The organism is Streptomyces longispororuber (assembly GCF_024448165.1).
Taxonomy (GTDB): Bacteria; Actinomycetota; Actinomycetes; order Streptomycetales; family Streptomycetaceae; genus Streptomyces; species Streptomyces longispororuber_A.
In genome coordinates, this window is record NZ_JAMOLN010000036.1 from 31924 (window position 1) to 46116 (window position 14193).

The following is a 14193-nucleotide window of genomic DNA, read 5'->3' on the forward strand; positions in this document are numbered from 1 at the left end:
GTCCCATTAGGTGCGCGAGGCGCCGGCCGTGGAAGAGCGAGCGCGGAAGGGGGATCAGCAGGAGGGTCGGCAGATGGTGGACACCGGTGCGCCCGGTGGCGGCACGGGGCTCGTTCCCGCGTACCCGGCGGACGGCAGACGGGGCTCGCTACGGGTGGTCGGACTGCTCCTCGCGGCCGTGGCCGCCCTGTACGTGGTCGCGCCCGCGGTGCACTCCGCCGCCGTCCCCCAGATCCGTGCCATGCTCGGCCTCAGCGCCGAGCACGAGGTGTGGGCGCGCGTCGTGGGCACCTCGCTGGCGGTACTGACGCTGGTGGCCGCGGGACGGGTGGGAGACCTCCGCGGGCGGCGCTCCGTACTGCTGCTGTCCTTAGGTGTGCTCACCGGCGGGTGCGCACTGCTCGCCGGCGCGTTCGACGCCTGGTCCTACGTGGTCGGCCGGATCGTCGTGTCGATGGCCCTGGCCGCCGTCTTCGTCAGCTGCCTCGCGCTCCTGTCGACCGTGTACCTGCCCGGCCGGATCCGCAAGGTGCTGGGCGGCTGGCTCGCCGCGATGTCGGTGGGCTTCGTGCTCGCCGTGAACCTCGCGCCGCGCGTGGCGACCGCGACCGGCTGGCGGCTCGCGGCCGCGGCCATGGCGGTCGCGGCGGGCGCCGCCCTGCTGCTGGTGCGGCGCTACGTGCCCGAACCCTTCCCGCTGACCCGCCGCCCGGTCCCGGACCGGCTGCGCGCGCTCAGCCTGCTCGCGTTCGGCCTGCTCGCCCCGGCGGCACTGCAGCTGGCACCCCTGTGGGGCTGGTCGGACGTCCGCGTCGGCGTCCTCCTGGTCGCCGCCACCCTCGCGCTCGTCGTGGCCCGGCTGCGCTGCCCCGTACTGCCGGACGGATCGTGCGCCGGGACGCTGACCGTGGGCCTCGCCCTCGGCTTCACCCAGGTCGTCCTCGCGGTGGCGCTGCCGGTGCTCGCCGTGGGGCAGGGTGGCACCCCGCGGTCGGCGGCCTTCGTCCTGTCGGCCTTCGGTGTCGGCGGCGCCGCGGGCTGTCTGCTGGTGCGCCGCCGCCCGGTCTCCCCGGTCACCGGCTCCTCCCTCGGACTGCCGCTCGCCGCGCTCGGCCTGGTCAGGCTGCAGGCGGGCCTCGGCCACGCGTCCGTGTCCCTGGCGGTCGGCTACGTCGTGGTCGCCGTGGTCGGATTCGGCGTCATGCTGGCCGCGACGCCCCAGATGGCGCGCTACCTCGCGGCCGTGCCCCGCACGCACCTCGGCACCAGCGCCGCCCTGCTCCCGGCCTCCATCCTGCTCGGGACCGCCGCCGCGCAGGCCGTGCCGTACGCCGCCGCGATCGACGGCGCACCGCTGCCCGCCGACGCCCGCCAGCTGTTGCGCATCGGCACCATCGTGCTCGCGGTGGCGGCGCTGCTCCTCGGGCGGATCGCCGTCTCGGTGGCCGTGGCCACCGCCGCCGGACTCCAGTACCTGCTGGTGCGCGCCGGCGCCGGCGACTCGGGCACCCTGATCGCCGCGCTGGCCCTGGGCGCCGCCGCGGGCGCCCTCGTCTGGTCGCGCCACGAGCAGTCGGAGCGGCTGGCCCGGCTCAGCCAGACCGCGCGCACGCTGCAGCACGCCGTCCTCCATCCCATCCCGACGACCCTGGGCCGGCTCCGGCTGGCGAGCCTGTACCGGCCCGCCACCGCGGACACCGGCGTCGGCGGCGACTTCCTGGAGGCGCTGCACACCCCGTTCGGCACGCGGATCCTCATAGGCGACGTGCGCGGCAAGGGGCTGCAGGCGGTCCGGACGGTCACCGACCTGCTCGGCTGCTTCCGCAGTCAGGCCTACGAGACGGAGGACCTCGGCGAACTGGCCGCCCGGCTCGACCGGCAGGTGCTGCGGGTCGCCGCCGCGCGCGGGGACGACGAACTGTTCGCCACGGCGCTGCTCCTGCAGCACGACGGCGCCGCCCCCGGCGTCCAGGTCGTCAACTGCGGCCATCTGACACCCCTCGCGGTGACCCCCTCCGGCGTCACCGAGGTCGACGTACCCGCCCAACTTCCGCTGGGTTTCGGTACGTTGGGTGCCGGCTGGCCGATCGCCCCGCACACCCTGCGGCTCGGCCCCGAGGTGACGCTGGTGGCGCACACCGACGGACTGAGTGAGGCGAGGAACTCGAGCGACGAGTTCTACCCGCTCGCCGAGCGGCTGGCCGAGGCGGAGTACGGCACGCCGGACCACCTGGTCCGCCATCTCGACGACGGGGTGCGCGACTGGACGCACCACCTGGCGGACGACATCGCGATCATCGCGCTCCGGCCGGCCGAGACACCGCCCCCGCCCCGCGAAGGTCCGAAATGCGAGGAAACGCGCCACAAGTGATACTTCACTCCACCATCAAGGTGATGCCGGAAGGGGATCCATGGACGACTACCCGCTGCTCGACGTCTTCCTCACGATGCTGTTTCTCTTCCTCTGGGTCATGTGGTTCTTCCTGCTCTTCCGCGTCATCACGGATGTCTTCCGTGACAACGAACTGAGCGGCTGGGGCAAGGCGGGATGGATGATCTTCTGCATCCTCCTGCCCTTCCTGGGAGTTCTCGCCTACGTCGTCGTGCGGGGCCGTGGCATGGGGCAGCGCGACGTCAAGCAGGCCCAGGAGGCGGAAGCCGCATTCAAGGACTACATTCGCAAAACAGCTTCGGGTGATCCCGAGCAGTCCTCCAGCGTCGACGAACTGTCGCGGCTCGCGGAACTGCACCGCTCCGGTGCGCTGTCCGACGAGGAATTCGACCGGGCCAAGACGAAACTGCTTGCCTGACCCCGGCCGTCGTCAAGCGCCACCGGTGACGATCTGACGGAACCGCGGGCACCGGCGACGGCCGGTGCCCGCGGTCTCTTGTGACCGGCCTGTCGACGTGTCGATCTGTCGGCCCGTCGGTCTGTCAGCCCGCGCCGTACTCCACGCAGGCGTCGGCCAGCCAGGCGGCGAGGTACCCGGCGAAGGACGACCTGACGAAGAGCCACGCCTGCCGGGGGCCCGCCTCGCGGACGACGAGCGTGACGCCTGCCTGGGCGAGCAGCGTGGTGTGGCAGGTGCCCGCCGGGGCGCCGGCCGGACCGAGGTCGAGGGCGCAGCCGTGCGCGAGGACGTCGGGCAGCAGATCACCGGCGAGCGCGAGCACCGTGCGCTGCGCCGACGTGTCGGTGACCGAGCCGAACGCGTCGCCGATCGCCGCCCGCAGCCCGGCGGTCAGCTCCGCGGCACGGTCGGGCGCCGCCACGAGCAGCCACTCGTCGGGGCCGAGCCAGAGCACCTCGACCTCCGTGTCCAGGTGCGCGGTGCAGGGGCCGGGGAGCGGATGGCCGAGGTACTCCGCCACGGCCCGCGCCACGGCGCCGCCCGGCGCCGCCCGCAGGGTGAGCTGGGTGCGGAACGGGACTTCGCGGGCACTCAGCCCCGGCGGGAGGGCCGGGTCCCACCCCGCCAGCGGGCTGGTCCGGACGGGGCGGAGCGAGCTGTCAGCCGTCACGGCGGGCGCCCTCCTTGTCGTAGAGAACGGGTTCGGCGACCGTCACCGCGACGGTGCGGCCGTCCAGCGGCACGTACAGCGTCTCGCCGACGCGCTCGCTGCCGGAGCGCAGCAGCGCGAGGGCGAAGGTGCGCTCCAGGGCGGCGCTGCGGTAGCTGGAGGTGACGTGCCCCAGCATCGGGACCGGCGGCGCCGGGATCGTCTCGGTGGCGATGATCTGGGCCCCCTCGGGCAACAGCGTGTGCCCGTCGACGGGCAGCAGGGCGACGAGCTGCTTGCGGTCGGCGCGCAGGTTCTCGGCCCGGCCGAAGGAACGCCTGCCGACGAAGTCCTTCTTCTTCCTGGAGACCACCCAGCTCATGCCGAGGTCCTGCGGGGTGACGGTGCCGTCGGTGTCCTGACCGATGATCGGGTACGCCTTCTCGGCGCGCAGCACGTGCATGGTCTCCGTGCCGTACGGGGTGATGCCCAGCGGCCGCCCCGCGTCGTACAGCGCCTGCCAGACCGAAGTGGCGTACCAGGACGGCACGTTGACCTCGTAGGCGAGCTCACCGGAGAAACTGATCCGGCACACCCGTGCCTCGACACCCGCGATGACCGTGTCGCGCCGGCTCATGAACGGGAAGGCGTCCGCGGTCACGTCCAGGCCGTCGGTCACGGCGGCGAGCACGTCCCGCGAGCGCGGTCCGACCAGGGGGATCGTGGCCCAGTGCTCGGTCACCGAGGTGAGGTGGACGCGCAGCTCCGGCCACTCGGTCTGGAGCCACTCCTCCATCCACTCCAGGACCTTCGCGGCGTTGCCCGTGGTGGTCGTGAGGAGGAACTCGCCGTCCGAGACGCGCAGGACCGTGCCGTCGTCCAGCACCATGCCGTCGACGCCGCACAGCACGCCGTACCGGATCCGGCCCGGCTTCAGCGTGCTCATCACGTTCGTGTAGAGCCGGTCGAGGAAGCAGCCCGCGTCCGGGCCCTGCACGCTGATCTTGCCGAGGGTGGAGCCGTCCATCATCGCCACGCCGGTGCGCGCCGCCCGGCACTCGCGCCGCACGGCGTCGTCCATGGTCTCCCCGGGCAGCGGGTAGTACCAGGGCCGCTTCCACTGGCCGATGTCCTCGAACAGGGCGCCGTGCTCCTGGTGCCAGGCGTGCAGCGCGGTCACCCGGACCGGGTCGAACAGGTCGCCCCGGTCGCGGCCCGCGAACGCCGCGAAGGCGACCGGCTGCACCGGCGGCCGGAAGCTCGTGGTGCCGAGGTCCGCCACGTCGGTGCCCAGCGCCTCGGCGACGATGCCCGAGGCGAGGATCCCCGAGGTGCGGCCCTGGTCGTGGGCCGTGCCGACGGTGGTGTACCGCTTGACGTGCTCGACCGACCGCAGCCCCGCGCCGGTCGCCCGGAACACGTCGCTGACCAGCGCGTCGCGCTGCAGGTCGACGAACTGCGCCGCACCGTCCACGCCGTCCCGGGGACTGGGCACCCGCCACAACTCCAGTGCGGGATGCGGCAGTTCGGTGTCCGCCGCCGGTACGGGCACCGGCGCCACGGCGATGTCGAGGGCGGTCAGGGCCGCGGTCGCCGCGGCGATGCCGTCGGCCAGGCACGCGCCGAGCGTGCGCAGCCCGTCCGCGGCGCCCGCCGTGCGGACGGCGGCGAGCGGGCCGCCGGGCACGAACGTGGCGAGCCCGGCGTCGTGGCGGAGCGTGCCGCGCGCCTGGCTGAACAGGGCCACGGCCGGGTTCCAGCCGCCGGAGACGAGCAGCACGTCGCAGTCGACGCCGTGGCGTCGGGCGCCCCGGCCGTCGCGCTCGGCTATGTGGACGCGCGAGACGCGGTCCACGCCGCTCGTGCCGGTGACGACATGGCCTGCGTGCACGGGAATGCCGCGCTCGGCGCAGGCGCGGGACAGCCGCTCGGGGACCGTGGGCCTGGCGTCGACGACGGCCGCCACCTCGACGCCCGCGTCGGCGAGGTCGAGTGCGGCGTCGTACGCGCTGTCGTTCGTCGTGAAGACCGTGGCCCGGCGGCCGACGAGGACGCCGTACCGGTGCAGATAGGTGCGGGCAGCGGAGGCGAGCATGATGCCGGGCCGGTCGTTGTCGTCGAAGGCGACCGGGCGCTCGGTGGCGCCGGTCGCGTGCACGACCTGCCGGGCCCGGATGCGCCAGACCCGCTGCCGGGCCAGGTGCCGCGGGGCGGCGGCGCCCAGGTGGTCGGTGCGCTTCTCCAGGGCCAGGACGAGGTGGTCGTCGTAGTGGCCGAAGGCGGTGGTGCGGGTGAGGAGCGTGACGTTCGGGGCGGCGGTCAGGCGCCGGGTCGCCGCGTCCACCCACTCCTGGGCGGGGCGGCCGTCGATGTGCTCCCGGGTGCCGAGCAGGCTGCCGCCGCACTCCGGTGCGCTGTCGAGCAGGACGACCCGGGCGCCGGTGCCCGCGGCGGTCAGCGCCGCCGCGAGACCGGCCGGTCCCGCGCCGACGACCAACAGCTCGGCGTGCAGGTGCTTGGCGTCGTAGCGGGCCGGATCGGGCGTGGCGGCGAGCCTGCCCCGGCCGCCGAGACCGCGCGCGACCAGCCCGTCGTACAGCTCGACGGTGGTGGCGGTGAGCATCGGCTCGGGGAACGGCGCTTCGATCTGCACCAGAGCGTTGGGCTCCTCGACACCGGCGGCCACGATGCCGCGCGGCCGCCCGTACGTGATGCCGGTCGCCACCCGGTGGACGCCGTTGGCCAGCAGCGCGGAGGCGAGCGTGTCACCGGGGTGTCCGGTGTACGCCGTGCCGTCGAAGGTGAACGCGAGGGTGGCGGAGCGGTCCACGCGACCGTGGCCCGCGACCCGGAAGGGAGTGCTCATGCGCCGGCCTCCTGGCCCTGCCGGGACCCGTCGCCCAGCGGGTTCGGGGCGCCGACGGGATACACGGAGAGGAACGCGTGACTGGCCGTGTCCCGCACGGCGTTGAACCAGCGGCGGCAGCCCGCGGTGTGCGCCCAGCGCTCGGCGAAGGGCCCCTTCGGGTTGTCGCGGAAGAAGACGTAGCGGGCCCACTGCTCGTCGTCGAGGGCGGCGGGGTCCTCGGGGTGGGGCACGTGGGCCTGGCCGCCGTAGTGGAACTCGGTCTCCTCCCGGGGCCCGCACCAGGGGCAGGGGATGAGCTGCATGGCTGACTCCTAGCGAGGGGTTCAGTGCGCGACGGCGGCGGCGCCGTGCTCGTCGACGAGGGCGCCGGTGGTGAACCGGTCGAGGGTGAAGGGCGCGTTGGTGGGGTGCGGTTCCCCGGTGGCGACGGTGTGGGCGAAGGCCCAGCCCGCCCCGGTCGTCGCCTTGAAACCGCCGGTGCCCCAGCCGCAGTTGAGGTACAGGTCCTCGATCGGCGTGCGGCCCACGATGGGCGAGGCGTCCGGAGTGGTGTCGACGATGCCGGCCCAGGTGCGCAGCAGGTGGGCGCGTGCGAAGACGGGGAAGAGTTCGAGCGCCGCCGCCATCTGCCGCTCGATGATGTGGAAGGCGCCGCGCTGCCCGTACCCGTTGTAGCTGTCGATGCCGGCGCCCATCACGAGTTCGCCCTTGTGGGCCTGGGACACGTACACGTGCACCGCGTTGGACATCACGACCGTCGGATGGACGGGTTCGAGGAGTTCCGAGACGAGGGCCTGCAGCGGATGGCTCTGCAGCGGGAGCCGCAGCCCGACCATGGCGGCCAGCACCGAGGTGTGCCCGGCCGCCGCGAGGGCGACCTTCCCGGCGGCGATCCGGCCGCGCGTGGTGCGCACCCCGGTGACCCGGCCCCCGCTCACGTCGATGCCGGTGACCTCGCAGTTCTGGATGAGGTCGATGCCGTACGCGTCCGCGCGCCGGGCGAAGCCCCAGGCCACGTAGTCGTGCTTGGCGATACCGGCGCGCGGCTGGTACGTGGCGCCGTGCACCGGATGTCGCACGTCGGGGCTGACGTTGACGATGGGGCAGACCTTGGCGACCTCGTCGGGCTCCAGCCACTCCGCGTCGATGCCGTTCAACTGGTTCGCGTACACGCGCCGCTTGCTGTCGCGCACGTCCTGGAGGTTGTGCGCCAGGTTCAGCACGCCGCGCTGGCTGAAGAGGATCGGGTGGTCGAGCTCCTCCGCCAGCGTCTCCCACAGCTTGAGCGAGTGCTCGTAGATGCCCGAGCTCTCGTCCCACAGGTAGTTGGAGCGGATGATCGTGGTGTTGCGGGCCATGTTCCCGCCCGCGAGCCACCCCTTCTCCAGCACGGCGATGTTCGTGATGCCGTGGTTCCTGGCGAGGTAGTAGGCGGTGGCGAGACCGTGGCCGCCGCCGCCCACGATCACCACGTCGTAGGACGGCTTCGGATCGGCGTTCCGCCACAGGAAGTCGGGGTGGTCGGGCAGGGCGCGTGCGTCGCGGGTCATGGAGGACTCCTTGAGAGCCGACTGATGGCGCACTGATATATCAGCGAGCGAGCTCCGCGAACGCTAGCGGGCGCCGAACGGCCCGTCAACGGGGTGGGGGAGTGCGGTCGAGTCTGCCCGGTAACTGATATATCAAGAGGGTTCTACGCTACAGTTGCCGCCCGACCCGGGGCGTTCCAAGGGAGACTCGCATGGCCGCTGGCACCGCCTCCGGACCCGCCGCCGACGGGCCGGCGAACGGGGCGACGCTCGCCGAGCAGGCGTACCGGGCGATCACCGACCGGCTCGTCACCCTGCAGATCCGCCCCGGCGCCCCGGTGCACGACGCCCGCCTGGCCGAGGAACTGGGCCTCGGCCGTACTCCCGTGCGCGAGGCCCTGAAGCGGCTGGAGACCGAGCGGCTGATCGTCGCCTACCCGCGGCGCGGCACCTTCGCCACCGAGGTGCAGATCGCGGACCTCGGCCACATCTCCGAGGTGCGGCAGCAGCTCGAACCGCTGGCGGCGTCGATCGCCGCCCGCCGCGCCACGGCCGCCGACCGGGAGCGGCTGACCGGATTCCTCGCCCGACTCGAACCGGCCCCGGGGACGACGGACGACGACACCGAACTGCTCCGCCTCGACATGGCCGTCCACCGCGCCGTCTACGCGGTCACGCACAACCCCTACCTCGAAGCCACGCTCATCGGCTACGACAACCTCGCCACCCGCATCTGGTGCCTCTTCGTCGACCGCCTCGACGGCCTCGACCAGCACGTGCACGAGCACGGGCAGATGCTGCGGGCGGTCATCGAGGGCGACGCCCCGAAGGCCGCGGCGCTCGCCGCCGAGCACGTCGACAACTTCGAGCGCGCGATCCGCTCACTGATCTGAGGCCCGCGCCTCCCGGCACGACGCCTCGTTCGCCCGGACTTCTCCTGGCCGTCACCTGGGCTCTGCCTCCGGAGGGTAAGGAAGCCGCACGCATTGATGACAGCACCGGACATGGGCCGGTGAACAGGAGTGTGATTCCCATGGGCAATTTTCTGCAGGCCCTGTTGATGAAGGTCGGCCTGCTGCTGGCCGAGGCGGTTCTCTCCCGACTCGTGTACGAGCTGTACGCGGCGTACACGCGGTCACGACAGGCGGGTCCGGCGACCGCCTGACACGCCCGTGCGTGGCGGCGCGGCCCGCGCCGCCACGCACGGGGCTCCCTTCACTCAGCTCCCTGTGCCCATCGACGTCGGCGGACCGGCTTCCGGTTCGGGTGCGGGTTCCGGTCGGCGGGCGCGTTCTTCCTGTGTCTCGCGGATCATCCAGGTCGCCCCGGCGACGGCCAGGGCCACCGGCCACTCGAGAGCCCCGGCGATCGCGAGGGCCCCGAGGCCGCCGTAGTAGATCAGGTCCTTCGAGTGCGGCGGCGAAGGCAGCCAGCCGGTGACGACACGCGTGTTGCTGGCGAGGTCGCCCGGTGTGAAGTAGGGAATGGGCACCTTGGCGTTCAGCGTGTGCACAGCCAGGTTCTGGTCGTGCTCGTGGGCCTCGGCCCGTTCGGGTTCCTTCTGCGGAGAGGCCGGTCGGGTCCGGGCGCTCTCCTTCTTGCTCTTCGCTGGAGTGGGCATAGCAACTCCTGGTCTCGTTGCCTGAGAGTGCTGTGCGTACCCGTGCCCGTCCCGGCCACACCCGCATTCCGGTTCGTCCGGTCGGCAGGGGGCGAAGTCTGGAATGCGACCGTGTCCCGAGGGCACCTGTGCGGGACGATACACACCTCTCGGCCGGGGCCGGCGGGAAGGTGGGCCACACGATGGGGAATCCGGGAACTGCCTGGTTGTCCACGCTCTTCAGGCCGCTCGTCGCGGGCCGGCGGGGGGCCCAGGACTCCCGCGTCCGGATCCGCGGCGAGCGTGCGCACATCGCGGTACGAGGGCTGCAGGGGGCCCGGGAACCCTCCCTCACCAGGTCGTTCGAAGAGCGCCTCGGCGCCGTGCCCGGTGTCCGATGGGTCGCGGTGAACAGTCATCTGGGCCATGTCGTCGCCGCTGTCGAAGGAACGGTCGAACAGGACAAGCTGCTGGCGACGCTGCGCGAAGCCGTCGAAGCCGTGGAGGGTGAACACGGCGAGGACGCCGCCCTCCCCGACCACCCGCTGGCCCCCAGGGCGGCACGGGAAGCCGAGCTGGCGCTCGCCGCCCACGTGGCCGCACTGCCGGTGGCCCTGCTGGCGCGGCTGGCCGGCCGCACCCCGATCCCGGCTGTCTACGCCTCGGTGCTGAGCGCGCTGGAGGCACACCCACGCCTGCGCGGCTCGGTGGAGCGCCGTCTCGGCCTGCACGACACCGAGTTCGCCAGGGCGTTGCTCAGCGCGGGCGTGAACGCCCTCTCCGGGGTCGGCCCCGGCATCGGTGTGGATGCCACCCGCCATGCCCTGCGCCTGAGGGAACTGCTCGCCCATCAGGCCGCCTGGCGGGCGGCGGAGCCCCGACTCACCGACTCGGCCGGCCGGTTCGCCGCCGCGGGCGTGCGCGAGGCATCCCGTGAGGTGCCCCTGCGCGCCGGTCCGGTCGAGCGGTACGCCGTCCGTGCGGAGACCGTGGCGGCCGCCTCGTTCGGCGGGGCGCTGGCGATGACCGGCCGGCCCCTGCACGCGGCACAGGCGGTCGTCTCGGTGATCCCGAAGGCACCCTGGCTGGCCCGCGAGGCCTTCGCGAGCGTGCTGGGCAGGGGACTGTCCAGGAGCGGATCGCTCGTCGTCCGCCCGGCGGCGCTGCGCCGGCTCGACCGGGTGGACGTGGCGATCCTCGACACCGATGCCCTCATGACGGGGGCCCATCTCCTCACCGACCTGCTGCCTCTCGAAGAAGCCGCCGACGCCGGGGAGTTGGCCGCCGTCGCCCACCGGCTGTTCACCCCCGGGCGCCTCGACCGGGCGCGGGAGGACGGACCGTGGCGCCTGGCACCGATGGAGCGCTGCCCGTCACCGGAGCCGGCCACGAGCGCCACGGCGTACGCGGCCTACACCGATGCGCGCGCACGACTGGAGCGGAACGGCGCACGCCGGATACTCGGCCTGGTGCGCGACGGCCGGTTGCTCGCACTGGTCGGTGTGGTGCCCGAAGTGGACGAGGCGGCGAGCGCCCTGATCGCCGCCGCCGAGCGCTCCGGACTCACGGTGCTGATCACTCCGGGCGACTCGGAACCGCCCGGGGGCCGGCGCGGCGACCAGGCGGTCGAGGGCGGTGAACACCTCGTCGCGTCGGTTCGCGCGGCCCAACGGGACGGCTCGGGCGTGCTGTTGCTGTCCCGGCGCAGGGACGCCCTGGCGGCCGCCGACGTGGGGATCGGCGTCACCGGGGATGCCGGGGAACCTCCGTGGGGCGCGGATGTCCACGTCGGTACGGACCTCGGGCGGGCGGCCGTGCTGCTGGCGGCCTGCAAACCCGCGAGGTCCGTGTCGGGCTGGGGTGTGCGGCTCGCCCAGGCGTCGGCCGGGGTCGGCCTCGCGATGACCGCGGTGCAGACGGCCCGCCGCCCGCTCACCCGCTTCCTGCTGACCGTCAACGGCGCCGCCGCCGTGGGCCTCGGCGCCGGGGTGTGGTCCGCGTCCCGCGTGCTGACCCAGCCCCTTCCGGTGTCGGCGGCGCGTCGGCCGTGGCACGCGATGGACCCGGCCACGGTGCTCGCCAGGACCGGCAGCCGCGCCGAGGGTCTGACGGCCGATCAGGTGAAGGCCCGCACCCGGTGGTCCGGGCGTGCGGCCCCGCGCCCGTCGCTCGCGCGGGCGTTCGTCACCGAGACGGCCAATCCGCTCACGCCGGTCCTCGTCGGCGGCGCCGCGCTGTCCGCCGCCGTGGGGGCCGTCCTGGACGCGTCGATGATCCTGGCCGTGACCGCCGTGTCGGGTCTGATCGGCGGCACCCAGCGCTATCTGGCCGAGCGCACGGCGGCCCGCCTGTACCACCGCGCGGTGATCCCGGCCCGGGCCGTGCGCGACGGTGCGGAGACGGAGCTGGCCGCCGAAGGGCTGGTCGTCGGGGACGTCGTGGTCCTGCACGCGGGCGATGTCGTCCCGGCGGACTGCCGGCTGCTGACGGCCGACGGGGTGGAGGCCGACGAGTCGGCGCTGACGGGGGAGTCGCTCCCGGTGAGCAAGTCCACCGCACCCGTCCTCGCCCACCACCCCGCCGAGCGCACGTCCATGGTGTACGAGGGCACGACCCTCGCGGCGGGGCACGCCCGTGCGGTCGCCGTCGCCACCGGCGAGGCCACCGAGGCGGGGCGCGGCGCCCGGTTCGCCGCCGCCGACGCACCGCGGACCGGGGTGGAGCACCGCCTCGGCCAGATCACCCGGGCGGCCCTTCCCGCGGCGCTCGCCTCGGCCGGTGCCGTGGTGGCGGCGGGACTGTTCCGCGGCCGTCCGGTCCGCGAGACCATCGGCGCGGCCGTCGGCCTCGCCGTGGCCAGCGTGCCGGAGGGGTTGCCCTTCCTCGTCACGGCCGCCCAGCTGGCGGCCGTCCGCCGTCTCGCCGAGCACGGCGTCCTGGTGCGCGACGCCCGGACCATCGAGGCGGCCGGCCGCGCCGACGTCCTGTGCTTCGACAAGACCGGCACGCTCACCCACGGGCGCCTCGAACTCGTCTCCGTCCACGCCGACGGCCGTACGCTCCCGCTGGACAGCCGGGAAGCACACCACCGGGCGGTCCTCGCCGCCGGGCTGCGGGCCACGCCACGCGCCCGTGGCAGCCGCCGCCTGACCCACGTCACGGACCAGGCGATCGGCACCGCCCTTCGAGAGGCGGGCATCCGCCGTGACACGGCAGCGCCCGGCTGGAAGCTCACCGCCACCCTCCCCTTCGAGCCGAGCCGTGGCTTCCACGCGGCTCTGGGCCGCAGCCGGGACGGGTGCCTGCTGTCGGTCAAGGGCGCACCCGAGCAGGTCGTGGACCTGTGCGCCACCCGGGACGGTCGAGCCCTGAACCGGGCGGGCCGCCGAGCGGTGCTGGCCGAGGGGCAGAAGCTGGCCGCGGCCGGCCATCGCGTCCTGGCCGTCGCCGAACGACGGGCGCCCGCCGGGGCCGGACCGGCACCGGACGACACCGAACTGACCGACGAGGACGTCGCCGGCCTGGACTTCCTCGGCTTCCTGGTCCTGGTGGACCAGGTGCGCGGCAGCGCCCAGGGGCTGATCCGCCGCCTCGCGAAGGCGGGCGTGCACATCGTCATGATCACCGGGGACCACCCCGACACCGCCGAGGCGATCGCCCGTGAACTCGGCGTCGTCGACGGGCACACCGTCGTGAGCGGCGCCGATCTCGACGACCTCGACGACGACAAGCTCACCGCGCTGCTGCCCACCGTCGGCGTGGTGGCCCGCGCGACACCGCACCACAAGGTCCGCGTCGTGCGGGCCTTCCAGAGCATGGGCCGCACGGTCGCCATGACCGGTGACGGCGCCAACGACGCACCCGCCATCCGGCTGGCCGACGTCGGGATCGCCTTCGGCCACCGCGCCACCCCGGCCGCCCGCGCGGCAGCCGACCTGGTGGTGACCAACGGCCGCCTCGAACCCGTCCTCGCCACCCTGGTCGAGGGCCGTGCGCTGTGGGTGACGGTGCGCCAGGCCCTGGCCGTCCTCGTCGGCGGCAACCTCGGGGAGATCGCGTTCGCGGTGAGCGCCGCGGCACTCACCGGCCAATCGCCGCTCACCGCACGGCAGTTGCTGCTGGTGAACCTGTTCACCGACCTCGCGCCGGCCGTGGCGGTCGCCACCCGCACCCCACGCGGCACCCTGGCCGAGGGCTCCCTGCACGAGGGCCCCGACATCTCGCTGGGGGCCGCACTCGCACGGGAGACCGGGGTGCGTGCCGGTGCCACCGCGCTGGCGGCGCTCGCGGGGTGGCTGGTGGCCCGGGCCAGCGGCCGCGCGGCCCGGGCGCGCACGGTGGCCCTGCTCGCCCTCGTGGGCGCCCAACTGGGCCAGACCCTGGTGACCGCACCGAAGAGTCCGACGGTCGTGACGGCCGCCCTGGGGTCGGCCGTCGCTCTGGCCGCCGTCGTCCAGACCCCGGGGGTCAGCCAGTTCTTCGGCTGCACCCCTCTCGGCCCGCTCGCCTGGGCCACCGCGGCGATCGCCGCCGTGGCGGGGACGGTGGCTTCGGGACTCTCCCTGCACCTGGTCCGGGACACGAGCGCGGAGTAGCCGGCCGTACCGGCGGCCCGCAGCGTCGAAGGTCGTCCACCCGCTCCCCGGTGAACCCGGCAGGGGGCGGCGCCACGGCCCTGCCGACGTCGCAGGGCC

10 protein-coding genes are annotated in these 14193 nt (G+C 74.0%); 5 read left to right on the forward strand and 5 right to left on the reverse strand.

The genetic code is table 11. The features are described from left to right. Positions 1 to 73: 73 nt before the first annotated feature. Together M4J07_RS13220 and M4J07_RS13225 are read left to right on the forward strand one after the other, a co-directional pair. Complete coding sequence (locus tag M4J07_RS13220; protein ID WP_255971311.1) at positions 74 to 2371, forward strand: MFS transporter; 2298 nt, start codon at positions 74 to 76, stop codon at positions 2369 to 2371. Between the two features lie 40 nt (positions 2372 to 2411). Next, positions 2412 to 2810, forward strand: coding sequence for an SHOCT domain-containing protein (locus M4J07_RS13225; RefSeq protein WP_255971313.1), 399 nt, complete (start codon positions 2412 to 2414; stop codon positions 2808 to 2810). A 124-nt stretch (positions 2811 to 2934) separates the two neighbouring features. Here M4J07_RS13225 and M4J07_RS13230 read toward each other — a convergent pair whose 3' ends face one another. From M4J07_RS13230 to M4J07_RS13240, 4 genes are read right to left on the reverse strand one after another with little or no spacing between them, the layout of a single operon-like run. Further along, on the reverse strand, positions 2935 to 3522 hold the full coding sequence (locus M4J07_RS13230) for a sarcosine oxidase subunit gamma (protein WP_255971315.1): 588 nt from the start codon (positions 3520 to 3522) through the stop codon (positions 2935 to 2937). Further along, on the reverse strand, positions 3512 to 6367 hold the full coding sequence (locus M4J07_RS13235; protein ID WP_374215029.1) for a 2Fe-2S iron-sulfur cluster-binding protein: 2856 nt from the start codon (positions 6365 to 6367) through the stop codon (positions 3512 to 3514). The genes M4J07_RS13230 and M4J07_RS13235 overlap by 11 nt, the downstream gene beginning before the upstream one ends. Then, on the reverse strand, positions 6364 to 6672 hold the full coding sequence (locus M4J07_RS48510) for a sarcosine oxidase subunit delta (RefSeq protein WP_374215030.1): 309 nt from the start codon (positions 6670 to 6672) through the stop codon (positions 6364 to 6366). The genes M4J07_RS13235 and M4J07_RS48510 overlap by 4 nt, the downstream gene beginning before the upstream one ends. A gap of 21 nt (positions 6673 to 6693) precedes the next feature. Then, positions 6694 to 7920, reverse strand: coding sequence for a sarcosine oxidase subunit beta family protein (locus M4J07_RS13240; RefSeq protein WP_255971317.1), 1227 nt, complete (start codon positions 7918 to 7920; stop codon positions 6694 to 6696). 191 nt (positions 7921 to 8111) lie between these two features. Between M4J07_RS13240 and M4J07_RS13245 the strand changes: the two genes are divergently transcribed. Together M4J07_RS13245 and M4J07_RS13250 are read left to right on the forward strand one after the other, a co-directional pair. Beyond that, entirely contained in the window at positions 8112 to 8792 is a 681-nt protein-coding gene (locus M4J07_RS13245; RefSeq protein ID WP_255971319.1) for a GntR family transcriptional regulator, read from the forward strand. Between the two features lie 140 nt (positions 8793 to 8932). After that, the gene (locus M4J07_RS13250) at positions 8933 to 9064 is read left to right on the forward strand and encodes a hypothetical protein (protein WP_255971321.1); all 132 of its coding nucleotides are present in this window, start codon (positions 8933 to 8935) and stop codon (positions 9062 to 9064) included. Between the two features lie 54 nt (positions 9065 to 9118). Here the strand turns inward: M4J07_RS13250 and M4J07_RS13255 are convergent, their stop codons facing one another. Beyond that, positions 9119 to 9520, reverse strand: coding sequence for a hypothetical protein (locus M4J07_RS13255; RefSeq protein WP_255971323.1), 402 nt, complete (start codon positions 9518 to 9520; stop codon positions 9119 to 9121). Between the two features lie 206 nt (positions 9521 to 9726). On the opposite strand from M4J07_RS13255, the gene M4J07_RS13260 reads away from it, so the two are divergent. Beyond that, complete coding sequence (locus tag M4J07_RS13260; RefSeq protein ID WP_255971325.1) at positions 9727 to 14094, forward strand: cation-translocating P-type ATPase; 4368 nt, start codon at positions 9727 to 9729, stop codon at positions 14092 to 14094. Positions 14095 to 14193 lie beyond the last annotated feature (99 nt).